Origin of the sequence: Microbacterium sp. NPDC089321 (genome assembly GCF_040684935.1) — a bacterium.
Classification (GTDB): domain Bacteria; phylum Actinomycetota; class Actinomycetes; order Actinomycetales; family Microbacteriaceae; genus Microbacterium.
This window is the reverse complement of record NZ_JBFBGX010000002.1, coordinates 475514-497039: the sequence shown is the minus strand read 5'-3', so window position 1 is coordinate 497039 and position 21526 is coordinate 475514. Positions and strand designations below refer to the sequence as shown.

Here is a 21526-nt window from a genome sequence, read left to right as displayed (position 1 = left end):
GTGAGGTATATACTTGTCGGTATGCAAAAGTCCGAAGCGATCACCGCGATCGTTCTCGCCGCGCACGCGCTGGCCCGCATCGCGGCTCAGGATGCGGGGAACGACGCGCCCTCTGCACAGTGGCGCGCCCTCAGCATCCTGAATCAGCGCGGCGGGATGCGTCTCGGCGCGCTGGCATCCGCGGCACGCACCACGCAGCCCGGCATGACGCGGCTCATCGGCGTGCTGGAGCATGCCGGCCTCGTCGAGCGCACAGCCGATCCGGCCGACTCCCGCGCGACCGTCGTGAACGCCACGACCGCGGGCATCCGCGCCCTCGACGAGTGGCGCACTGAGCTCGGCAGCACCCTCGCCCCGCGGTTCGATCACCTGAGCGATGACGACTGGCGCGCGATCGAGCGCACGGCAGCCATCCTCGGCGAGCGCGCGCAGGACACCGCAGACCACCAAACAGGAGAAGACGAATGAGCGGAACACCACAGGGATCGGTCTGGCGGCAGCCCGCGCAGGTCTGGGCGGTCGCGTTCGCGTGCGTCGTGGCGTTCATGGGAATCGGCCTTGTCGACCCGATCCTGCCCGCCATCGCCGAGTCGCTGGAGGCGTCGCCGGTCGAGACCGAGCTGCTGTTCACGAGCTATCTCCTGGTCACCGGACTCGCAATGCTGATCACGAGCTGGATCTCGAGCCGCATCGGCGCGAAGGCGACACTGCTCGCGGGCCTGGCGCTCATCGTCGTCTTCGCCCTGCTCTGTGCGGTGAGCGGCAGCGTCGACTGGGTGATCGGGTTCCGCGCCGGCTGGGGTCTGGGCAATGCGCTCTTCATCTCCACCGCCCTCGCGACCATCGTCGGCGCCGCCGCCGGAGGGAGCGGTGCGGCGATCGTGCTCTACGAAGCGGCACTCGGACTCGGCATCGCCGTCGGGCCGCTGCTCGGCGGGCTGCTGGGCGGGATCAGCTGGCGCGGTCCCTTCTTCGGCGTCGTCGCCCTCATGGCCATCGGCTTCATCGCCGTGCTCACCCTCGTGCGCAGCGACGACGACCGCCGTGAGCCGATGCCGTTCTCGGCTCCCTTCCGCGCCCTGCGCCGGCCGGCGCTCGCCGTGCTCGCCGTGACCGCGCTGTTCTACAACATCGGCTTCTTCGTGCTGCTGGCGTTCTCACCCTTCCCGCTCGGATTCACGGCGATGGGCATCGGCCTGACGTTCTTCGGCTGGGGGGTCGGTCTCGCGGTGACGAGCGTATGGGTGGCACCGGCGCTGATGCGCCGTGCGTCGCGGACGTCGATCATCCTCGTGACGCTGCCGCTTCTCGCCGTCGACCTGATCGCCGCCGGAGTCATGGTCGAGAGTTCTGCAGCCCTGGTGGTGTGCATCGTGATCGGCGGCCTGCTGCTCGGCATCATGAACACCGTGCTCACAGAGGCCGTGATGGAGGCCACTGACCTGCCGCGTTCCGTCGCGTCATCCGCGTATTCGGCAGTGCGCTTCCTCGGCGGCGCGATGGCACCGCCGGCCGCCGCGGCTCTCGCCCACGCCTACGGCGACACGGTGCCCTATCTGTTCGCTGCCGCGGCCGTGCTGCTCGCCGCGCTGACCGTGCTGCTCGGGCGCCGGGTGCTCGCGCACATCGACGATCCCGCTGACGACGCCGAGGACGCAGCGGCTATCCTCGTCGGAGACGCCGCCTGAGGGCACCCCCTCGCCGAGAGACCCGTTGTCATGACCGACTCCCTTCCGCCCCGCAGCCGCATCGTGCGCGACCGCCTCGCCGATGCCGGGATCGATGCGCGCATCGTCGTGCTGCCGGCCTCCGCCCGCACCGCCGCACTCGCCGCGGAGGCGATCGGATGCCCGGTCGGGGCGATAGCGAACAGCCTGGTCCTCGTCGCCGACGGGGAGCCGATCCTCGTGATGACAAGCGGCGCCCACCGCGTCGACTTCGATGTGCTCGCGCAGCAGCTGGGCGCGGATGCCGTCGCCATGGCCCCGCCGGCCGTCGTGCGCGAGGCGACGGGTCAGGTGATCGGCGGAGTGGCTCCTGTCGGGCATCCCGCTCCGCTGCCGACGTACATCGACGACGATCTGCGCGCCTTCGATGAGGTGTGGACCGCCGGGGGCACGCCCGAGACCGTGATGCCACTGACCTTCGCGCAGCTGGTGGAGGTCACCGGCGGCAGGCTGGTGCGCGTCGCCTGATCACTCGACCATCAGGTCGTCGATCTCGAGGTCCTCGTCGAGCAGGCAGTAGATGATCAGGTCGGGGTACTCCTCGGGCGCGATGTACAGCAGGGTGATGCCTCCGTCGCCGAAGACGACGACGCCGTCGAGGGCGATGTCATCCTTGAGCGCAGCCAGCGCCTCCGCCAGGTCGACCTCGTCGTCGTCATCCTCGTAGGCGGCCTCGGTGAGCTCTTCGACCACCTCACGCTCCCGTGCATCGAGGATCTCCTCGGTCAGGCGGGCGAGGGCGTGCTTCACCGTCTCCTGCATGGTTCCGAGGTCAGGCAGATCCTCGCGCTCGACCGGCTCGTCATCCTCGTCGTCGCCGTCGTCATCCTCTTCGTCGGAGTGGTCGAACTCCTCGTCGAATTCGTACTCGACGGTGACGCGACGGCCACCCGGAAGTTCGACGGTCGCGGTGAGCGCGCCGTCTTCATCGGTGTCGATGTCATCGAGATCGATCATGAGAGCTACCTCCTGACCGCCATGTTCTCACCGGTGCGCTCGAGAGGGAAGAGCAGGATCGCGATCGCCTCGACCGGCTGCCGCAGTCGCTGATCTAGGGTCGTCTGCATGAGAAGAACGCGCGGGCGGGTCGTCGATGTCGACACGATCGAGGACTTCGATCAACGCCTGGCGCGCGGAGCCCGCTCGCTCTCGGGATGGCGGATGCGCTCTCTCGACCTCACCGAGCGCGGCGCCGCTCTGCGCTCGGTCGAGGTCGCCGGATCGCTGTTCCTCGGCTGTCGCCTGACGCTCCGCGACGAGGAGTCCGTCCGCGCACGCGGAGCCGTCGTGTTCCCCGCACTGCCCGGCATCCCGATAGACACGTACCGCGCCTCCCTGTACTCGCCCGCGGAGCTGTTCGGCACCGACGGCTACGCCGACAGTCCCGACGCGCGCACCTACGCCTGGTCGCAGCGGGAGACGTCGCGGGATGCCGCACTCGCGCAGTCCCTGCATGATCACAGCATCGATCTCGCGCTCGCCGACTGGGTGTCGCACCGCCGCCTCATCGGCGTGATGGGCGGGCACGACATCGTCCGCGGGAGTCGAGAGTACGCCGACGGCGTCGAACTCGGTCAGCATCTGTCGCAGACGCTCACCGTCGCAACGGGCGGCGGACCCGGGGCGATGGAGGCCGTCAACCTCGGCGGCTATCTCGCGGGCCGAGGAACGGATGCCCGTGAGCATGCGCTCACGATGCTCGCCGCGGTGCCCGGTTTCACGCCGAGCATCGCGAGATGGGCCGAGGCGGCGTTCGCGGTGCGTGCGAAGTTCCCCGACGGCGGCGACTCGCTCGGCATCCCGACCTGGCACTACGGTCATGAGCCGCCCAACCCTTTCGCGAGTGCGATCGCGAAGTACTTCCGCAACGCGCAGCGCGAGGCGATCCTGCTCGAGGTGTGCCAGGCGGGCATCGTGTTCCTGCCCGGCGCCGGCGGCACCGTCCAGGAGATCTTCCAGGACGCCTGCGAGAACTACTACGCCGACGAGTCCTCCGTGGCACCCATGATCCTCGTTGGTCGCGAGTACTGGAGCGAGCACTTCCCCGCGTGGCCGCTGCTGCAGGCCCTCGCGAAAGGGCGGCCGATGGAGCAGCACGTGCATCTCGTCGACACCGTCCAGGACGCCGCTGAGCTGGCATCCGGGCAGGCCTGACGAACGCAACGCGCCCGGCGCACGAGAGCGATTTGGCGCGACCCCCGGCCGCTGGTAATGTAATTCCTCGGCCGGGGAAATCTTCCCGGGCCACGCACCTCTAGCTCAATCGGCAGAGCAACTGACTCTTAATCAGTGGGTTCAGGGTTCAAGTCCCTGGGGGTGCACGGACAAGCCTCGATGACTCTCGCCAGTCATCGGGGCTTTTTCATGTCCGTCCTGGGGACGCCGAGCCTGCGGGAAGCGCCTCGGCTAGCCCTCCGGGGCGTTCTCCTCGATCAGGCGGATGCCGCCGCTGGTGTTGGCCGAATGCATGAGGCGCTCGAGCCATTCGAGGTTCAGCTTGTCAGGAGCGCCCTGGTCGAACTCGAAGAGCAGCGGGATCGCCGGATGCAGCCAGATCGTCGATCTGCCCGTGCCGCTGCCCGGGCAGTGACGCCACGAGAGCGTGAAGCTCTCGTTGCGGCGCAGCTTGGCCACGACCACCGCTTGAAGGTGGGCAAGGGTCCTGTCATCGATGTCTATCGGCACGTCCGAGTCGCCATATTTGAGCACGCCCATGCCGCCCACCGTAGCGGCGCCCCCAGCCCGAGCACAGCCGCGCGGTCACATTCGTCGGTGACCTCCCGCGGCGATCGCCGTAGAGTTCCGGCATGGACATCACCCCTGACGTGGTCGACACGCTGCTCCCCGGCGAGGTGTTCGTGTTCGGCAGCAATGCGGGCGGCCAGCATGGCGGCGGCGCCGCCCGGGTCGCACACGAGAGGTTCGGCGCGGTGTGGGGAGAAGGTCGCGGTCATCACGGTCAGAGCTACGCGATCGACACCATGAGCGGCCTGGACGTGCTCGCTGATGAGGCTCACGCGTTCCTGGTCTTCGCCGCCGAGCATCCGGAGCTGAGATTCCTGCTGACTCCGGTGGGGTGCGGAATTGCCGGATACACGCCCGAGCAGGTCGCACCTCTGTTCGCCGGCGCCCCCGGCAACGTCGCTGTCCCGTCATCCTTCGCGCCTTTCCTCTGACGCGCGCTCCCCGAGGTCCGGACACCGGCGTATCGTGTCTGGACCGATATCCTGCGAGCCTCTGGTGCGAAGGGTCGCCGCTTATCCTGGATGGGTGACCGACACTCGCGCCGATGCCGACCTCGCTGCCGATCTCACCCTCGCACTGCGCCTGGCCGACGCCGCGGACGCACAGTCGCTCCCCCGCTTCGACGCAGCTGACCTGCAGGTCTCCCGCAAGGCCGACCGCTCGCATGTGACCGACGCCGACCTCGCCACCGAGCGCGCGATCCGCGAGATTCTGTCGATCGAGCGTCCTGCCGACGGGATCTTCGGCGAGGAGTACGGTGCTGAGGGCGACACCCACCGCCAGTGGATCATCGACCCGATCGACGGCACCGCCAACTTCCTTCGCGGCGTGCCGCTGTGGGGCACGATGATCGCCCTCGCGATCGACGGCGTCCCGCGCGTCGGCGTCGTGAGCATGCCGGCGCTGTCGCGTCGCTGGTGGGCCGCCGAGGGCCTCGGCGCCTGGACGGACCCCTCCGACTCGCCACGCCGCCTTGCGGTGTCTGCGGTCGATTCGCTCGACGACGCGAGCGTCAGCTTCCAGAGCATCGGCCAGTGGGCGGATGCCGGGAAGCTTCCCGAACTCCACGCGGTCGCCGAGCGCGTCTGGCGCGACCGCGCCTACGGCGACGTCTACAGCTACATGCTGCTCGCCGAAGGCCGCATCGACATGGTCGCGGAGTTCGACGTCAAGGAGTACGACATCGCCGCAGCTGTGGCAATCGTCCGAGAAGCCGGCGGTCGAATGACCGCCTTCGACGGCACCGAGACCCTGTCGGCGCTGTCCACGCTCGCCACGAACGGCATCCTGCACGACCCCTTCCTGTCCCTGTTCCGCGACGCGCGACTCCCCTGAGCGCGTCACCGCCCCCCCCTCACTCCAACGGATCTCATGAGCCCCCGCACCCCTCTGGCCTTCAGTGTGCTTGCAGCGACTCTGCTGCTGGCATCCTGCGCCTCACCGGACCCCGCCCCCACGACCCCGCCCCCTGCATCATCCTCGGCCAGCGTCGAGCCCTCGCCCGCCGCGACCACCGCACCGGTCGACGACGAGACCCCGGCCGCCGGCGCCGACCCCACCTGCGACACGATCATCACCGAAGGCACCGTCGAGGCTCTCACCTCGCAGGGCTGGACCTCCAAAGAGCAGGAGCTGCGCATCGGCGACACGCTCGTCGAAGAAGGTCTGATGTGCATGTGGGCCGACTTCAGCACCCCGTCCGACCACGGCCAGATGTACGGCTGGGGCACAGTGGACGAGCGCACCTCCGAGACCGCTCAGTCGAACCTGCAGCGTGACGGCTGGCTGCGCTCGACCGAGGGCGGCCTCGTCTACTTCACCGAGGACCCCGACTACGCGATCGCCACCGACGAGGACGGCTTCGGCATGACCTACGAGTTCGGCGACGGCTGGGTGAAGTTCGCAGACACGAAACAGGGCCTGCTGCTCATCGACTGGAAGGGATGAGCGAACAGGCCCCTGGCTGAAGGCGCCGCCCACGGGCGGCGCCTTCTGTCACTTCTGGCGCTGGTTCCAGTTGTCGGTGCGCCGCGTGGCCGAGCCGCGCTGGCGCATCACGTAGGCCATGGCGAGGCTGACGAGGATGATGCCGCCGCTGAACGCGACACCCTGCCACTCCGGCATCTCCCATGCGGCGCCGAACAGCCAGAAGCCGCCCAGGAACAGGACCATGAACACGATGAAGTCGACCACGTCGAAGCCTTTCCGATCGTCGGATTACCCTCCCAGCTTAGCGGTCTGACGGCGAAGGCCGCGGCCCCGGACTCATCGCCTGCCCGCGGCTAGAGTGGGCACATGCCGAGGATCCTTCCGTGACCGCGACGACCGGTCGTCCGTCGCGAAGAGGGCGACCCGGACACGATCGCGAAGACGTCATCCGCGCCGGTGTCCAGCTCTTCAATCAGCAGGGCTACGACGCCACCTCGGTCTCGGATCTCACCGCTCACCTGGGTCTGACGAAGTCCGCCCTGTACCACCACGTGGAGTCGAAGGCGCAGATCCTCGAGATCGCCCTCGATGATGCGCTCGGAGGGCTCGAGGCGGCCCTGCAGGACGCCTTGCGGCATCCCACTCCCGCCGAGCGGCTCACCGCGATCGTCGACGGCGCCGTGCGGGTGCTGACCGAACGGCAGCCGCAGGTGACCCTGCTGCTTCGTCTGCGCGGCAACAGCCCCATCGAGCTCGCGGCACTGGAACGTCGCCGCCGCTTCGACCACACCGTCACGGGCCTGGTACGGGAGGCACAGGCCGAGGGCCTGGTGCGGGACGACCTGGATGCCGGCGTCGCGACGCGACTGATCTTCGGGATGATCAACTCGGTCGTCGAGTGGTACCGCCCCGACGGCCCTGTCGATCCGGAGCTCCTGGGCGCCGAGATCCGCACGGTGGCGCTCGACGGCCTGCGGCCGCGACACGACGCCCCTCAGACATGAGAAGACCCCGCGGCCTCTCACTCTCATGAGGGACCGCGGGGTCATCCACAGTGACAACGGCTTTCGTGGAGCTGGGGGGAATCGAACCCCCGTCCGACGCTGCTAATCCACGTCTTCTCCGGGCGCAGTCTGTGAAAGCGTTCTGCTCGGCTCCGACCTTTGTCACAGACACCTAAGTCGACGAGCCCAGTCTGGGAAGAGTCCCACGTGACGTCCAGACGCCGTCACGCAGCAAGATCCCTAGATGACGCCAGGGTCCGTATCGGGATCACATACGGTCTGACGGACTATCGGGCTCGCTTAGGCAGCGAGGGCGAAGTCGTTGCGCTTGGATTCGGCAACTATAGGTTCGCAGGGAGCGTTCACGAGATAACCCTGCATCCTCGGCCCGCTTCTCGTCGATACACAGGCGCCGTCGAAACCGATCAGCCCCGTGGACCTTCTTGCGAAGGAGCCGCTGTCACACTGTGGAATTACCAGCGGGAGCATGTGCTCCCGAGCATCACAGACTACAACGGATCAACCCCGGATGCTATTCCGCGACCAGCCTGTCTCCGCCGTGCCGTACAGTCGCTCGCATGAGTGAAGTCATCATCACCGTTCGTGGCGAGCATGAGCTGCGCGTCGCCCCCGAACGCGCGACCGTCCATCTCTCGGTCTCACTCGAGGGCCCCAGCCGTGCAGAGGTCGTCGAGCGGACTCTCGCAGCCGCGACTCCGGTGCGGGAGGGCATCGAGTCCCGCAAGGCGGCCGGCAGCATCGCCGCGTGGACGAGCCAGCGGATGAGCGTGTACGCCGACCGACCGTGGAACAGCGAGGGCAAGAAGCTGGCCCCCGTCTACCGTGCGAGCATCGACTTCACCGCCACGTTCTCGGACTTCTCCGAGATGTCGGTCTGGGTGACAGAGATCTCCGCCGACGATGGGCTGACGGTCGCCTCGGTCGACTGGCACCTCACACCGGAGACCGAACGCGAGGTCGAGCGCGAGGTCGCGACCCAGGCGGTAGGCATCGCCGTATCGCGCGCGCAGGCGTACGCCGAGGCGCTCGGGCTGCAGAGCGTAACGCCGAGGGAGATCTCGGATCGCGGGCTCATGTCGACCGAGAGCGCCTCGTTCAAACCCGTGGCCATGCGCGGCATGGCGATGGATTCCGCTCCGGCCATGGACTTCCAGGGCGAGGAGATCACCGTCTCCGCGACCGTCGAGGGTCGCTTCTCGGCCTCCTGAGGGCGCATCCGCTGCGGGCGGCGACCCGCCCGCAGCGGGATCGATCAGCCGACCGTGAAGGGGGCCAGCTCGGCGGCCAGTCGCTCGGAGACGTGCGCATGCACGGCGGTGCCGTTCTCTTCGTGCGCAGCCGAGATGAGCACACCACTCTCGTGCACGGCCGAGATGAGGTCACCGCGGTCGTACGGCACGAGCGCGCGAACCTCGACGGCCGGCATCGGCAGCCGACGCTCGATCTCGGCACGGAGCTCTGCGATGCCCTCCCCTGTGCGCGATGACACGAAGTGCGCGTCTGGCGCGAGCCCGCGCAGCACCAGCCGCTCGTCGGCATCGACCAGGTCGGCCTTGTTGAAGACGACGATCTCCGGGATGTCACGCCCGCCGACGTCTCCGATCACGTCGCGCACGGTCTGCAGCTGGGCCGACGGATCAGGATGCGAGCCGTCCACCACATGCACCAGCAGGTCCGCCTGACCGACCTCTTCGAGGGTCGACCGGAACGCCTCGACGAGCTGGTGCGGCAGGTTGCGCACGAATCCGACCGTGTCGGCGAGCGTGTAGACACGCCCGTCTGCCGACTCGGCGCGGCGCACGGTGGCGTCCAGCGTCGCGAACAGGGCGTTCTCGACCAGGACTCCCGCGCTGGTCAGCGCATTCAGCAGGCTCGACTTGCCGGCGTTGGTGTATCCGGCGATGGCGACCGACGGGATCGTGTTGCGCTTGCGCTCGGCGCGCTTGGCATCGCGGGCGGGCGCGAAGTCGCGGATCTGCTTGCGCAGCTGCGCCATGCGGGTGCGGATGCGGCGGCGGTCGAGCTCGATCTTCGTCTCACCCGGTCCACGCGAACCCATGCCCGCGCCGCCGGCGCCGACCTGTCCACCGGCCTGGCGGCTCATCGACTCGCCCCAGCCGCGCAGGCGCGGCAGCAGATACTCGAGCTGAGCGAGCTCGACCTGAGCCTTGCCCTCGCGGCTCTTCGCGTGCTGGCTGAAGATGTCGAGGATGACGGTGGTGCGGTCGATGACCTTCACCTTCACCACGTCTTCGAGGGCACGACGCTGGCTGGATGCGAGTTCGGTGTCGGCGATCACGGTATCGGCGCCGACGGCGGCGACGATCTCCTTCAGCTCCTGCGCCTTGCCACGGCCCAGGTAGGTCGCGGGATCGGGATGCGGCCTGCGCTGCAGCAGACCGTCGAGCACGACGGCGCCCGCGGTCTCGGCGAGGGCCGCGAGCTCGCGAAGCGAGTTCTCGGCATCTTCCTGTGCACCCTGCGGGTACACGCCGACCAGAACCACGTTCTCAAGGCGCAGCTGGCGGTACTCCACCTCGGTGACGTCTTCGAGTTCGGTGGAGAGTCCCGCGACGCGACGGAGCGCGTGCCGGTCCTCGAGATCCCACTGCTCGCCGTCCGCGTCGGTGTGCGCGGCGGATGCCGTGTCCTGCAGCGCCTGAGCCCCGCCGAACACTCTCGGCTGGGTGCGTGGCTCGGAGTTGGCCAGCACGCGATCCAGCGCATCCTGTGTGGTGTTGTCGTCGTTGGTGTTCGTCATCCGGTGGTGAACTCTGTCCTCTCTGAGAAGCGCCTTAACCTTAGCCCGCGGTGTCCGGTACGCTCACTGCATGCCGTCGTCCGATCATTACTTCAGTGCGGCCCCGGCCAGTGCCGAGAATCTTCGAACCATAACGGTCCCGCTCGCGGGACGCGACCGCGAGGTGACCACCGCCGGCGGCGTGTTCAGTCCCGACCGTCTCGACACCGGCACCGCGGTGCTCTTCGCCAACATGGCTCCTCTGCCGCCCAGCGGCAACTTTCTCGACCTCGGATGCGGATGGGGTCCGATCAGCCTCACCATGGCCCTCTCAGCGCCGCGCGCCACCATCTGGGCGGTCGACGTCAACGAGCGGGCGCTGGATCTGACCCGACGCAATGCCGAGTCCCTCGGCCTCACCAATGTCAACGCGGTGAAGCCGGAGGATGTTCCCGACGATGTCGTGTTCACGACGATCCGCTCCAACCCGCCTATCCGGGTGGGCAAGAGCGAGCTGCACAGCATGCTCGAGCGCTGGATCCCGCGTCTCGATGAGCGCAGTGACGCGTGGATGGTCGTGCAGCGCAACCTCGGCTCGGACTCGCTGCAGCGATGGATGACGTCGGTCTTCACCCCGGGGTACAGCGTCACCCGAGCGGCGACGGGCAAGGGCTACCGCATCCTCAGGGTGCGTCGACACGGCAATCCCCCGACAGCACCGATCGTGCTGCCCGAGTAGTCGCGCGCCGTCAACCCGAGCCGTCAGACCAGGTCGATCTCACCGCGGAAGACCAGCTGCGCGGGCCCCGACAGGGCGACGTGCTCACCGTCTTCTGCAGGGAACATCCGCACGCCCAGCACTCCGCCCGGCACCTCGACCCGCCACTGGTGAGGAGCGCGCGAACCCGCCCAATGACGGACGGCGAGGGCGGTCGCGGCGACACCGGTGCCGCAGCTGAGCGTCTCGCCGACGCCCCGCTCGTGCACGCGCATGCGCACGTGCCCGATGCCGTCTCGCACCAGGGGCTCCGCAGGCACGACGAACTCGACGTTCGCCCCGTCGACGGGTGCGGGGTCGAGCACAGGGGTCGGATTGAGATCGAGGCCGGCGAGCTCGTCGTCGGATGCCAGCGCCACGACGATATGAGGGTTGCCGACATCGATTCCGAGACCCGGCCGGGGTACGGACAGTCCGGCGGCCCGCGCGAGCGGTTCTCCGCCGGCGAGTCTCCACGGGCCCAGGTCGACCTGGTAGCCGTTCTCTGACCGCATGACGTCGCGGACGCCGGCTCGCGTGCCGATGGGCAGGGTCGAGCCGCTCTCGATCGTCGCGAGGCCGGCGCGCAGCAGATAGTGGGCGAAGACCCGGATGCCGTTGCCGCACATCTCGGCGATCGAGCCGTCGGCGTTGCGGTAGTCCATGAACCACTCGGCGTCGGGCTCTTCTGCGAGAGCCGCCGCGCCTTCAGGCAACGCGCGCGAGCGAACGACGCGCAGCACGCCGTCGGCACCGACGCCGAAGTTGCGATCGCACAGCGCCTGCACCTGAGCCACGGTGAGATCGAGTGCTCCGTCGACGTCTTCGATGATCACGAAGTCGTTGCCCGTGCCGTGTCCTTTGGTGAATGCGACCATGCGAACAGTCTAGAGATCGCGCCCGCCCACCACGCGGTACCTGCCGCACAGGAAGCTGCGGTTGCGTGCCACGTCGACGAGCTCGAGGTCCAGCCGTCGCGGCAGAAGCGGCGCTCCGGATCCGAGTGTGACAGGCGCGTACTGAATCCACACCTCGTCGAGAAGTCCTGCGTCGGCGAACTGGCCTGCGAGGTCTCCCCCGCCGACGATCCAGAGGTCCTTTCCTCCCGCGGCCGCCGTCATCTCCGTGTGCACCTGGCGGACGTCTGCCTGTGTGAAGCGCACGTCGCCCTGCTCAGGCGGCGACAGGTCGCGATGCGTGAAGACCCAGGTCGGCTGGGTGTAATCCCAGCGGCCCTTCTCGTGGTTCATCACCCATTCGAAGGTCGACGCGCCCATTGCGAGGGCACCGACCCCGCGGATGAACCCGGGATACGCCATCGGTCCGTTCTCATCGAAGTCCTGCGTCAGCAGCCAGTCGAGCGAGTGCTCGGCCGTGGCGATGAAGCCGTCGAGTGATGACGCCGTGTAGAAATGCGTGGCCATGCGGTCATCGTGCCTCCAACCACCGACATCCGCCATGCCTCAGTCGGTGAGCCTCGAGACGTCGACGGGGCCCTCAGCCCATTCGATGTCGGGATAGCGCTTGAACCATGACACCTGACGCCGAGCGTAGCGCCGCGTGAGAGCCTGCGTCTCGGCGATCGCCTCTTCCTGAGTGAGGTCGCCGCGCAGCTGCGCGAGCGCCTGGGCATAGCCGATCGCACGCGAGGCGGTGACGCCCTGCTCCAGGCCCTCATCGCGGAGTCGCTCCACCTCGCCGAGCATCCCGTCGCGCCACATCCGCTCCACGCGCCGGTCGAGGCGCTCCACGAGCTGCTCACGCGGCGTCTGCAGGCCGATGATCCGGGTCGCGGCGTGCCACAGCTCGGGTCTCTCCGGCAGGGCCGCACCGTGCGTCGTGCCGCCCTGCTCTACGACCTCGAGTGCGCGCACGATGCGCCGTCCGTTCTTCGGGTCGATCCGTGCGGCGGTCGCCGGGTCGCGCTCGCGCAGCCGCTCGAAGAGCGCGGCGGCGCCCCTCTGGTCGAGCTCGGCTTCCAGACGTGCCCTGACCGCGGCATCCCTGGGCGGGAATCGGAAGTCGAAGATGACGCTGGAGACGTACAGCCCGGACCCGCCCACGAGGATCGCGTCGCCCCCGCGTCCGTGGATCGCGGCGATCGCCTCACGGGCGATGGGCTGGTACCAGGCGACCGCGGCTTCGTCGGTCACCGCGCGGACGTCGAACAGGTGATGCGGGATGCCCCGCCGCTCGTCCTCGGGCAGCTTCGCCGTGCCGATGTCCATGCCGCGATACAGCTGCATCGCGTCGGCGTTGACGATCTCGGCCGGGTTGCCCTGCGCACGCAGACGGTCTGCGAGGTCGAGCGCCAGGTCGCTCTTGCCCGTGCCGGTCGCACCGACGACGGCCCAGAGGCGCGGCGAGGCCTCGGTCAAGAGCCGACGGGGCGCAGCGTGGGAAGGCCCAGCGAGACTGCTCGAGGTGCCCCTGAGTCCGACGCAGGTGCGGGGACGCCGCAGGACGCCGCCTGCGCACGGTCCCATGCATCCCCGCCGCGGGTGCGACGGATCCGGAGCGGAGCGCCGGTGGGGTCGTCGGCGAGCAGGTGGAAGGGCGCGCCGTGCGTGATCTTCACCGTGACGACATCGCCGGGACGCGGGAGCTCGGAGCCGGGCGTGACCTCGAAGTGCACGAGACGGTTGTCTTCCGCGCGTCCGGTGAGACGATGCGTGGCGGTGTCCTTCTTGCCCTCGCCGACCGAGACCAGCACCTCGACCTCACGGCCGACCTGCTTCTGGTTCTCTTCGAGCGAGATGCGCTCCTGCAGGGCGATCAGTCTCTCGTACCGCTGCTGGACGACATCCTTGGGCACCTGGTTCTCCATGATCGCGGCGGGTGTGCCCTCACGGATGGAGTACTGGAAGGTGAAGGCGCCGGAGAACCGCGACTGCTCGACGACGCGCATGGTGTCTTCGAAGTCCTCATCCGTCTCACCCGGGAAACCGACGATGATGTCGGTGGTGATCGCGGCGTGCGGGATGCGCTCGCGCACGCGCTCGATGATGCCGAGGTAGCGCGAGCTGCGGTAGGAGCGGCGCATCGCCCTGAGGATGCTGTCGCTGCCCGACTGGAGCGGCATGTGCAGCTGCGGCATGACGTTCGGCGTCTCCGCCATCGCATCGATCACATCGTCGGTGAACGCCGCCGGGTGCGGGCTCGTGAAGCGGATTCGCTCGAGTCCCTCGATCTCACCCGCAGCGCGCAGCAGCTTGCTGAAGGCCTGGCGGTCTCCGAACTCGACCCCGTACGAGTTGACGTTCTGGCCGAGCAGGGTGACCTCGATGGCTCCGTCCTCCACCAGCAGACGGATCTCGTTGAGGATGTCGCCCGGACGCCGATCCTTCTCTTTGCCGCGGAGGCTCGGGACGATGCAGAACGTGCACGTGTTGTTGCAGCCGACCGAGATCGACACCCAACCGCTGTGGGCGGAGTCGCGCTTCGTGGGCAGCGTCGAGGGGAAGGTCTCGAGCGACTCGAGGATCTCGAGCTCGGCTTCTCCGTTGTGCCGGGCGCGCTCGAGCAGGCCGGGAAGGGAGCCCATGTTGTGCGTGCCGAAGACGACATCGACCCAGGGCGCCTTGTCGAGCACCGCCTGCTGATCCATCTGTGCGAGGCAGCCGCCGACCGCGATCTGCATGCCCTCGTGCTTGTCTTTGCGGGACTTCAGGTGACCGAGCGTTCCATACAGCTTGCCCGCGGCGTTGTCGCGAACGGCGCACGTGTTGATGATCACGATGTCGGCTTCGTCGCCGGCATCCGCTCGCACGTAGCCCGCGCTCTCGAGCGAACCCGACAGGCGCTCGGAGTCGTGCACGTTCATCTGGCAGCCGAAGGTGCGCACCTCATAGGAGCGGCGGCGTCCGTCAGCGGTGATCGCCGCGTCGGAGGGCGCGATGATCGTCGGTTCGGAGGAGAGAGAAGACATGGTGAGTCCATTCTACGAGCCGCCGAGCGCGGTGGCAGGCGGCTCGTAGAACGGATGCTCAGTCGGATTCGACGAATCGAACGCCACTCGGACGAGCGGTCGCACGACGCACCCCGACTTCGCTCAGTGCGGTGCGGGCGGCGCTCATCGCGACCGAGCCACCGTAGCCGCGCCGGGCGAGCTGACCGTGGAGCCGCCGCAGTGCGGTATCGAAGTCGAGCCGACTCATACCCGCCGCCTTGCTTCGCGCGAACTCCAGCGCCCGCTCGGCATCGTCATCCGGCAGCTCTTCGAGCGCGTCGTCGATGATGTCGCGCGGGATGCCCCGCTGCGCGAGCGAACGCGCGAGCGCGATGCGCCCCTGCCCCTTGCGCTCGGACCCGGACGTCACCAGCAACGAGGCGAGGGTGTGGTCGTCGAGGTAGCTGCGACGCTGGAAGTCGTCGATGACGTCTTCTATGGCGTCGCGGTCGAGATCGTTCTCGCGCAGCACAGACCTGGCCTCCGACACCGACAGCTGCTTGGCGCGCAGCTTGCGCACCAGCGCTTCCTCGGCCTGTCGACGCACCTCGTCGGCATCAGGCTCAGCCTGAACCAGGTCATCGTCGTCGCTCGCATCCCTGAACCGCGCTCCGGCGCCCGGCCGCGCCGACCCCACGGGAACCGTGGAGTCGGCGACGCGGCCTCCGCCGAACAGCGGGATCACCGGGGCGAGCTCGTCATCGTCAGCGGATCGCATAGCTCACCCCGGTTGTTGAGCGACGTCGAAACACGGTTGTTGAGCGACGTCGAAACACGGTTGTTGAGCGACGTCGAAACACGGTTGTCGAGCGACGTCGGCACACGTCGGACGACATCAGGCCGGGCGACGCTCGGCGAGCTCGTCGACGGTTGCGTCCGCCTTGACGCCGACGCCCAGCTTCTGCTTGATCTGCGTCTCGATCGCCATCGCGATGTCGTCGTTCTTGATCAGGAAGTTACGGGCGTTCTCCTTGCCCTGCCCGAGCTGGTCACCGTCGTAGGTGTACCAGGAGCCGGACTTCTTGACGATGCCATGCTCGACACCGAAGTCGATCAGGCTGCCCTCTCGCGAGATGCCGACGCCATACAGGATGTCGAACTCGGCCTGCTTGAAGGGCGGGGCCATCTTGTTCTTGACGACCTTCACGCGGGTGCGGTTTCCGACAGCCTCGGTACCGTCCTTCAGGGTCTCGATGCGACGGATGTCGAGGCGCACCGATGCGTAGAACTTCAGCGCCTTACCGCCGGCCGTGGTCTCGGGCGAGCCGAAGAACACGCCGATCTTCTCGCGCAGCTGGTTGATGAAGATGGCCGTCGTCTTGGTCTGGTTCAGACCACCGGTCAGCTTTCGCAGCGCCTGCGACATCAGTCGCGCCTGCAGACCGACGTGGGAGTCGCCCATCTCGCCCTTGATCTCGGCCTCGGGCACAAGAGCCGCGACGGAGTCGATCACGACCAGGTCGATCGCACCGGAGCGGATCAGCATGTCGGCGATCTCGAGAGCCTGCTCGCCGGTGTCGGGCTGCGACACGAGCAGCTGGTCGATGTCGACGCCGAGCTTGCGCGCGTACTCGGGGTCGAGGGCGTGCTCTGCATCGATGAAGGCGGCGATGCCGCCAGCGCGCTGCGCGTTCGCGATGGCGTGCAGGGTCAGCGTGGTCTTACCGGACGACTCGGGACCATAGATCTCGATGATGCGTCCGCGCGGCAGTCCTCCGATGCCGAGGGCGACGTCGAGCGCGATCGATCCGGTCTGGATGACCTCGACGGGAGCGCGCTCGTCGCTGCCCAGTCGCATGATCGAACCCTTGCCGAACTGACGCTCGATGTGCGCGAGTGCGGAATCCAGTGCCTTCTCGCGGTCGTCGGTGGATGGCATGACGTGCTCCTCTGTGATCGAAGTTCTGCCGCCTGTAGGCTGTCGCGGCCGTTCCGGCTGGAGTGACTCTGCGACAAGGCGTATGGCTCTGTGCCACATCCCTCACGGTAGAAGCAGCCACCGACATTAGCTCGGCGACGGCGTCAGATGTGGAGAAGATGACGTCAAGACCACTTGTGCAGAACACTACGCGCACATCGAACACACTTTCGACGACACGCCGACGAGAACTGCGCGACTTTCGATCAGCGTTCGCGCGGATCGAGTCTGCCGACTCCATAGCGACGAGCGGCGGGCACGTCTGTCTCGTCGCACAGTGCGAGCCAGATCTCGCGGGGCGGCACGCCCGCGTCGAGGGCTTCGAGCGCCGTTCGGCCGAGTCGACCGAGGATCAGGTCGCGCGTGAGAGAGTCCGCGCGGCCGCCGAACTCGTCGTCGACCGCGCGGAGGAATTCACTGCGTCGCATGAGGAGAGCGCTGCTGCGCGCTCAGCGCAGCGACAGCTCGGGCTCGACCGCGGCGACGAGGTCGTCGGGAACGACATCCGGGAAGGGGCTCAGACCCTCGAGCACCGAGATGCGGTCGCCGACCTCGCGCATGATCGTCGAGATGGGCACGTCGAGTGCCTCGGCGACAGATGCGAGGATCTCACTGGATGCCTCTTTCTGGCCGCGCTCGACCTCGCTCAGGTAGCCGAGAGCCACAGAGGCCTTGCTCGCCACCTGACGCAGGGTGCGCCCCTTCTGCAGGCGGAAGTCCCGCAGCACATCGCCGATCTCCTGTCTGACGAGGATCATCGGAACCTCCTTTCCCTCGCGCCACCCGGAGCCTGCTCCGAGGGGATCGCCAGTCTAACCCGATTGAGTGTCGTTGAATCTACTGTTCTTCGCTGTGCTTGAGTTGTGAGTGAGCGACTTGTCACATTCAAGAGAACATCGCCCCCGAGGGAGCTATTCCCGGACGGCATCGAGCGCCGCGGCGATGGCTGCCTCCACCGCCTGCTGACGGATCTCCGCGCGCGTTCCCGCGAACAGGTGCGGAATGCTCTGCACGCCGGACGGAGTGGCGATTCCGACGTGCACGGTGCCCACCGGCTGACCGTCGGGCGATTCGGGTCCAGCGATGCCTGTGGTCGAGATGCCGACGTCTGCCGCGCGTCCGTCGACCGCCACGGCCCGCCGCACGCCTTCCGCCATCTGCGACGCGACGTCGGGATGCACCGGGCCGTGCTCTGCGAGCAGGCGGCTGTCGACGCCGAGCAGCGTGTGCTTGACGGGGGTCGCGTAGGCGACCACCCCACCGAGCAGCGCCGCCGAGGCCCCGGGCACGGAGACCACTTCAGATGCGATGGCACCGCCGGTGAGGGACTCGGCCACTCCCAGCGTCCAGCCGCGCTCGCGCAGAGCATCGATCAACTGCGCGGCGCGGCTCATGTGGCGTTCCGGCGGCCGCGGACCTGGGCCACGACGTAGTCGATGCCACTGGCGACCGTGAGCACGAGTGCCAGGATCATCAGCACCTGTGTGACGACGACCCATGACGTGTGCCCGATGAGCCCCTGCAGCGGCATCAGGGCCCAGCTCAGTGCCACACCCTGCACCAGCGTCTTCACCTTGCCCATCCAGGCCGCGGCCACCACGTGCTCGTGGACCAGCGTGAAGCGGTGGATGGTGATCGCCCACTCCCTGACCAGGATCACGATGATGATCCACCACGGCACCTCGCCGAGGATCGCGAGCCCGAGGAAGCCCGCGCCGGTGAGCAGCTTGTCGGCGATCGGGTCCCACAGCTTGCCGAAGTCGCTGACGATGTCGTACCGGCGCGCCAGGTACCCGTCGACCCAGTCCGTCGAGATCGCGAGCACGAACAGACCGGCCGCCACCCAGCGCATCACGATGTCGTCGGCGCCGAAGGTTCCTGCCAGGAGCAGGAGCACGAAGAAGACGACCGCCAGCGGGATGCGGGCGACGGTGATCGCGTTGGGCAGCTGCCGCGGGATGGCCATCAGTCACGCCCCGTGAGGCCCCAGGCGTCCTCGTCGCCGTCGTCATCGCTCTCGACGACGGGCATCCCCTGGAACTGCTGGGCAACGGGGTCTCCCCCGTACGGGTCTGCGGGTGCCGGCGCGGGCGCGCTCGAGGCGGACGCGGGAGCGGGTGCGTCCTCTCCGCGCAGTTTGGCGAGCACTCCGGGCAGCTGCTCCGAGGTCACGAGCACGTCTCGGGCCTTCGAGCCCTCGGAGGGCCCGACGATCTCGCGAGATTCGAGCAGGTCCATGAGGCGTCCGGCCTTGGCGAAGCCGACGCGCAGCTTGCGCTGCAGCATCGAGGTCGACCCGAACTGCGACGAGACGATCAGCTCTGCGGCCGCGAGCAGCAGTTCGAGGTCGTCGCCGATGTCCTCGTCGACCTCCTTCTTGCGCGCTTCCGCCGACTCCTGCACATCCGGTCGGTATTCGGGCCGCGCCTGCTGCGTGACGTGCTTGACGACTGCGGAGATCTCGGCTTCGTCGACCCAGGCGCCCTGCAGGCGGAACGGCTTCGACGAGCCCATCGGAGAGAAGAGCGCGTCACCCTGGCCGATCAGCTTGTCAGCACCGGGGGCATCGAGGATCACGCGGCTGTCGGTGACACTCGTCACGGCGAACGCGAGTCGCGAGGGCACGTTGGCCTTGATCAGGCCGGTCACGACATCGACGCTCGGACGCTGGGTGGCGAGGACGAGGTGGATGCCGGAGGCGCGGGCCAGCTGCGTGATGCGGACGATCGAGTCCTCGACGTCTCGCGGGGCCACCATCATCAGGTCCGCGAGCTCGTCGACCACGACCAGCAGGTAAGGGTACGGCTTGAGCACGCGTTCGCTGCCGGGCGGCACCTGCACCTCGCCGGCTCGGACCGCCTTGTTGAAGTCGTCGATGTGGCGGTACCCGAACGACGCGAGATCGTCGTACCGCATGTCCATCTCCTTCACGACCCACTGCAGCGCCTCGGCTGCCTTCTTCGGGTTCGTGATGATGGGAGTGATCAGGTGCGGCACGCCGGCATAGCTGGTGAGCTCCACGCGCTTGGGGTCGATCAGCACCATGCGCACATCGGCAGGGCGCGCACGCATGAGCAGACTCGTGATCATCGAGTTCACGAAGCTGGACTTACCGGAGCCCGTGGATCCGGCGACCAGCAGGTGCGGCATCTTCGCGAGGTTGGCGACGACGATGTTGCCGCCCACGTCCTTGCCGACGCCGATGGTGAGCGGGTGCGTGCTCTTCTGCGCCGCGGTCGAGCGCAGCACATCTCCGAGCGCCACCGTCTCCTTGTCGACGTTGGGGATCTCGATCCCGATGGCGCTCTTGCCCGGAATGGGCGAGAGGATGCGCACGTCGTTGGACGCCACTGCATAGGCGAAGTTGTTGCTCAGCTGCAGGATCTTCTCGACCTTGACGCCGTGGCCGACCTCGACCTCGTACTGCGTGACCGTCGGTCCGCGCGAGAAGCCGGTGACCTTCGCGTCGACCTTGAACTGCTCCAGCACACTGGTGATCTGCTCGATCGTGCGATCCGTGGCATCCGAGCGCACCACCGGGGGCGGTCCGGATTTGAGCACGGCCGTCGAGGGGAGGACGTACGGCGCGGCCGGCGCCTGCATGCCCTTCTCCCCCGGACCCTCGGTGCCGAAGCCGTCGAGGCCGGGCAGCTCACCCGTCGAACCGGCGTCGTCGAGCAGAGCCGTGGTGTTCTGCTCGCCGAGCAGGTCGGTGAGCGCGCTGACGTCCGAGAGCACCTCGGTCGCCGCGTCGGCCCCGCCGTGCGCGGCCGGCTCGTCGTCGACGATGACGGCCTGGTCGTACGCGGTCTTCTGGGCCGGCTCGTCGAACAGCGCGGTGATCGCCTGCGAGTCGACCCCGTCGTCGGGAGTCTCCTCGCGCCCGCTCTTGTTGCGACGCCACCAGGGCAGCGCGTCGCCGTCTTCGTCGTCGGTCTCGGCGGCGGCATCGGCATCGCCCTGGCGCATCGGGCGCTCGGCACCGAACATCCAGGCATAGAGGTCACCCAGTCGCTCGCCGATCCGGTTGGGCGGGGTCTTGGTGAGGATCAGGATGCTCAGCCCGGCCAGGAGCCCGAGGATGACGAACGCGACCGCCGAGGTGAGGAATGCGAGAGGCTCGCCGAGCATCCAGCCGAAGAGACCGCCGGCGGCGCTGAGCTCGGGCATCCCGTCGCGGGGCTGCGGGCGGATGACCGCGCCCGTCGCACCCGTACTGCCCGAAGCCACGTGCAGGATGCCCGCGATCGAGAGCACGAAGAGCCCGAAGCCGATGCCGATGCGACCGTTGTCGTGCACCGATGACGGATGCCGGAAGAGCCAGCCGGCCAGCAGCAGGAGGAGCACGGGCAGGACGAACGCCACGCGGCCGACCAGCAGGCCCCACGTGAACGCGCTGATGTTCTGCGCGACCTCGTTGCCGATGAAGAACCACTCGACGACGCCGCCGATGATCGCGAACAGCACGAGCAGCAGCGGGAACCCATCGCGACGCTGGTCTTTCTCGAGGTTCTCCGGTCCGAATGCGCGGAACAGGCCGCCCACACCGTGAGCCAGACCCAGCCAGATGCGCACGCCCAGCGGCTCGCGCTCGGCCTCATCGATGTACTTCTTCGGTGCCGGAGCGGCTTTCGCGCTCGATCGAGCGGTCGTCTGCCGCTTCGGGCGCGACGAGGTCGCGCTCTCGGACGCGCGCTCGGACTTGGTGGTGCTCCTGGCCATGTCTTACACGGTAC

General features: G+C 68.0%; 25 protein-coding genes, 1 tRNA gene and 1 other RNA gene. 11 read left to right on the top strand and 16 right to left on the bottom strand.

Annotation, left to right across the window (positions count from 1 at the left end):
* Window positions 1–21 precede the first annotated feature (21 nt).
* The 3 genes from AB0N59_RS10395 to AB0N59_RS10385 are packed head-to-tail and all read left to right on the top strand — an operon-like array spanning window position 22 to window position 2195.
* Complete coding sequence (locus AB0N59_RS10395; RefSeq protein ID WP_363482515.1) at window positions 22–468, top strand: MarR family transcriptional regulator; 447 nt, start codon at window positions 22–24, stop codon at window positions 466–468.
* Window positions 465–1688, top strand: a complete 1224-nt coding sequence (locus tag AB0N59_RS10390; protein ID WP_363482512.1) for an MFS transporter — start codon at window positions 465–467, stop codon at window positions 1686–1688. The genes AB0N59_RS10395 and AB0N59_RS10390 overlap by 4 nt, the downstream gene beginning before the upstream one ends.
* Before the next feature lie 30 nt (window positions 1689–1718).
* Window positions 1719–2195, top strand: a complete 477-nt coding sequence (locus tag AB0N59_RS10385; protein ID WP_363482509.1) for a YbaK/EbsC family protein — start codon at window positions 1719–1721, stop codon at window positions 2193–2195.
* On the opposite strand, the gene AB0N59_RS10380 is transcribed toward AB0N59_RS10385, so the two are convergent.
* Entirely contained in the window at window positions 2196–2684 is a 489-nt protein-coding gene (locus AB0N59_RS10380; RefSeq protein WP_363482506.1) for a hypothetical protein, read from the bottom strand.
* A gap of 108 nt (window positions 2685–2792) precedes the next feature.
* On the opposite strand from AB0N59_RS10380, the gene AB0N59_RS10375 reads away from it, so the two are divergent.
* Both AB0N59_RS10375 and AB0N59_RS10370 read left to right on the top strand, forming a co-directional pair.
* Window positions 2793–3881 (top strand): LOG family protein, encoded by a 1089-nt coding sequence (locus tag AB0N59_RS10375; protein WP_363482503.1) that lies wholly within the window; start codon window positions 2793–2795, stop codon window positions 3879–3881.
* 94 nt (window positions 3882–3975) lie between these two features.
* Window positions 3976–4048 (top strand) — tRNA-Lys (locus tag AB0N59_RS10370).
* An 85-nt stretch (window positions 4049–4133) separates the two neighbouring features.
* Here AB0N59_RS10370 and AB0N59_RS10365 read toward each other — a convergent pair.
* Window positions 4134–4442, bottom strand: a complete 309-nt coding sequence (locus AB0N59_RS10365; RefSeq protein ID WP_363482501.1) for a hypothetical protein — start codon at window positions 4440–4442, stop codon at window positions 4134–4136.
* Window positions 4443–4534: 92 nt separating this feature from the next.
* On the opposite strand from AB0N59_RS10365, the gene AB0N59_RS10360 reads away from it, so the two are divergent.
* From AB0N59_RS10360 to AB0N59_RS10350, 3 genes are all read left to right on the top strand, one after another.
* Window positions 4535–4903 (top strand): hypothetical protein, encoded by a 369-nt coding sequence (locus AB0N59_RS10360; RefSeq protein WP_363482498.1) that lies wholly within the window; start codon window positions 4535–4537, stop codon window positions 4901–4903.
* A gap of 94 nt (window positions 4904–4997) precedes the next feature.
* The gene (locus AB0N59_RS10355) at window positions 4998–5807 is read left to right on the top strand and encodes an inositol monophosphatase family protein (RefSeq protein ID WP_363482495.1); all 810 of its coding nucleotides are present in this window, start codon (window positions 4998–5000) and stop codon (window positions 5805–5807) included.
* A gap of 36 nt (window positions 5808–5843) precedes the next feature.
* Complete coding sequence (locus tag AB0N59_RS10350; RefSeq protein ID WP_363482492.1) at window positions 5844–6419, top strand: hypothetical protein; 576 nt, start codon at window positions 5844–5846, stop codon at window positions 6417–6419.
* Between the two features lie 48 nt (window positions 6420–6467).
* Here the strand turns inward: AB0N59_RS10350 and AB0N59_RS10345 are convergent, their stop codons facing one another.
* Window positions 6468–6665, bottom strand: coding sequence for a hypothetical protein (locus AB0N59_RS10345; protein ID WP_204977177.1), 198 nt, complete (start codon window positions 6663–6665; stop codon window positions 6468–6470).
* 119 nt (window positions 6666–6784) lie between these two features.
* Here AB0N59_RS10345 and AB0N59_RS10340 point away from each other — a divergent pair, with 119 nt between their 5' ends.
* Window positions 6785–7405, top strand: coding sequence for a TetR/AcrR family transcriptional regulator (locus tag AB0N59_RS10340; protein WP_363482489.1), 621 nt, complete (start codon window positions 6785–6787; stop codon window positions 7403–7405).
* A gap of 63 nt (window positions 7406–7468) precedes the next feature.
* Here AB0N59_RS10340 and ssrA read toward each other — a convergent pair.
* Window positions 7469–7838, bottom strand: a transfer-messenger RNA (tmRNA) gene (gene ssrA, locus AB0N59_RS10335).
* A 145-nt stretch (window positions 7839–7983) separates the two neighbouring features.
* Between ssrA and AB0N59_RS10330 the strand changes: the two genes are divergently transcribed.
* On the top strand, window positions 7984–8634 hold the full coding sequence (locus tag AB0N59_RS10330) for an SIMPL domain-containing protein (protein WP_363482486.1): 651 nt from the start codon (window positions 7984–7986) through the stop codon (window positions 8632–8634).
* A 44-nt stretch (window positions 8635–8678) separates the two neighbouring features.
* On the opposite strand, the gene hflX is transcribed toward AB0N59_RS10330, so the two are convergent.
* Window positions 8679–10187, bottom strand: a complete 1509-nt coding sequence (hflX, locus tag AB0N59_RS10325; RefSeq protein WP_363482485.1) for a GTPase HflX — start codon at window positions 10185–10187, stop codon at window positions 8679–8681.
* Between the two features lie 70 nt (window positions 10188–10257).
* Between hflX and AB0N59_RS10320 the strand changes: the two genes are divergently transcribed.
* Complete coding sequence (locus AB0N59_RS10320) at window positions 10258–10905, top strand: methyltransferase (RefSeq protein ID WP_363482482.1); 648 nt, start codon at window positions 10258–10260, stop codon at window positions 10903–10905.
* A 23-nt stretch (window positions 10906–10928) separates the two neighbouring features.
* On the opposite strand, the gene dapF is transcribed toward AB0N59_RS10320, so the two are convergent.
* The 11 genes from dapF to AB0N59_RS10265 all read right to left on the bottom strand — a co-directional run bounded on the left by dapF (window position 10929) and on the right by AB0N59_RS10265 (window position 21512).
* Entirely contained in the window at window positions 10929–11801 is an 873-nt protein-coding gene (dapF, locus tag AB0N59_RS10315; protein ID WP_363482480.1) for a diaminopimelate epimerase, read from the bottom strand.
* Between the two features lie 9 nt (window positions 11802–11810).
* On the bottom strand, window positions 11811–12347 hold the full coding sequence (locus AB0N59_RS10310; RefSeq protein WP_363482477.1) for a dihydrofolate reductase family protein: 537 nt from the start codon (window positions 12345–12347) through the stop codon (window positions 11811–11813).
* A 39-nt stretch (window positions 12348–12386) separates the two neighbouring features.
* Entirely contained in the window at window positions 12387–13301 is a 915-nt protein-coding gene (gene miaA / locus AB0N59_RS10305; protein WP_363482474.1) for a tRNA (adenosine(37)-N6)-dimethylallyltransferase MiaA, read from the bottom strand.
* Window positions 13298–14851 carry a tRNA (N6-isopentenyl adenosine(37)-C2)-methylthiotransferase MiaB gene (gene miaB, locus AB0N59_RS10300; protein WP_363482471.1) on the bottom strand — a complete coding sequence of 518 codons (1554 nt, stop codon included), beginning with the start codon at window positions 14849–14851 and terminating at the stop codon, window positions 13298–13300. The genes miaA and miaB overlap by 4 nt, the downstream gene beginning before the upstream one ends.
* 58 nt (window positions 14852–14909) lie before the next feature.
* Window positions 14910–15590, bottom strand: coding sequence for a regulatory protein RecX (locus AB0N59_RS10295; protein WP_363482468.1), 681 nt, complete (start codon window positions 15588–15590; stop codon window positions 14910–14912).
* Between the two features lie 117 nt (window positions 15591–15707).
* Complete coding sequence (recA, locus tag AB0N59_RS10290; protein ID WP_099195709.1) at window positions 15708–16751, bottom strand: recombinase RecA; 1044 nt, start codon at window positions 16749–16751, stop codon at window positions 15708–15710.
* A 245-nt stretch (window positions 16752–16996) separates the two neighbouring features.
* Window positions 16997–17218: a DUF3046 domain-containing protein gene (locus AB0N59_RS10285; RefSeq protein WP_204976261.1), complete on the bottom strand. Its 222-nt coding sequence runs from the start codon at window positions 17216–17218 to the stop codon at window positions 16997–16999.
* 21 nt (window positions 17219–17239) lie between these two features.
* Window positions 17240–17548 carry a helix-turn-helix transcriptional regulator gene (locus AB0N59_RS10280; protein WP_182252962.1) on the bottom strand — a complete coding sequence of 103 codons (309 nt, stop codon included), beginning with the start codon at window positions 17546–17548 and terminating at the stop codon, window positions 17240–17242.
* A gap of 153 nt (window positions 17549–17701) precedes the next feature.
* The gene (locus AB0N59_RS10275; protein WP_363482463.1) at window positions 17702–18184 is read right to left on the bottom strand and encodes a CinA family protein; all 483 of its coding nucleotides are present in this window, start codon (window positions 18182–18184) and stop codon (window positions 17702–17704) included.
* Window positions 18181–18756, bottom strand: coding sequence for a CDP-diacylglycerol--glycerol-3-phosphate 3-phosphatidyltransferase (gene pgsA, locus AB0N59_RS10270; protein WP_363482461.1), 576 nt, complete (start codon window positions 18754–18756; stop codon window positions 18181–18183). Before pgsA ends, AB0N59_RS10275 begins: the two co-directional genes overlap by 4 nt.
* A complete protein-coding gene (locus AB0N59_RS10265; protein ID WP_363482458.1) occupies window positions 18756–21512 on the bottom strand; it encodes a DNA translocase FtsK in 2757 nt (918 codons plus the stop codon). Before AB0N59_RS10265 ends, pgsA begins: the two co-directional genes overlap by 1 nt.
* Between the last annotated feature and the right edge of the window lie 14 nt (window positions 21513–21526).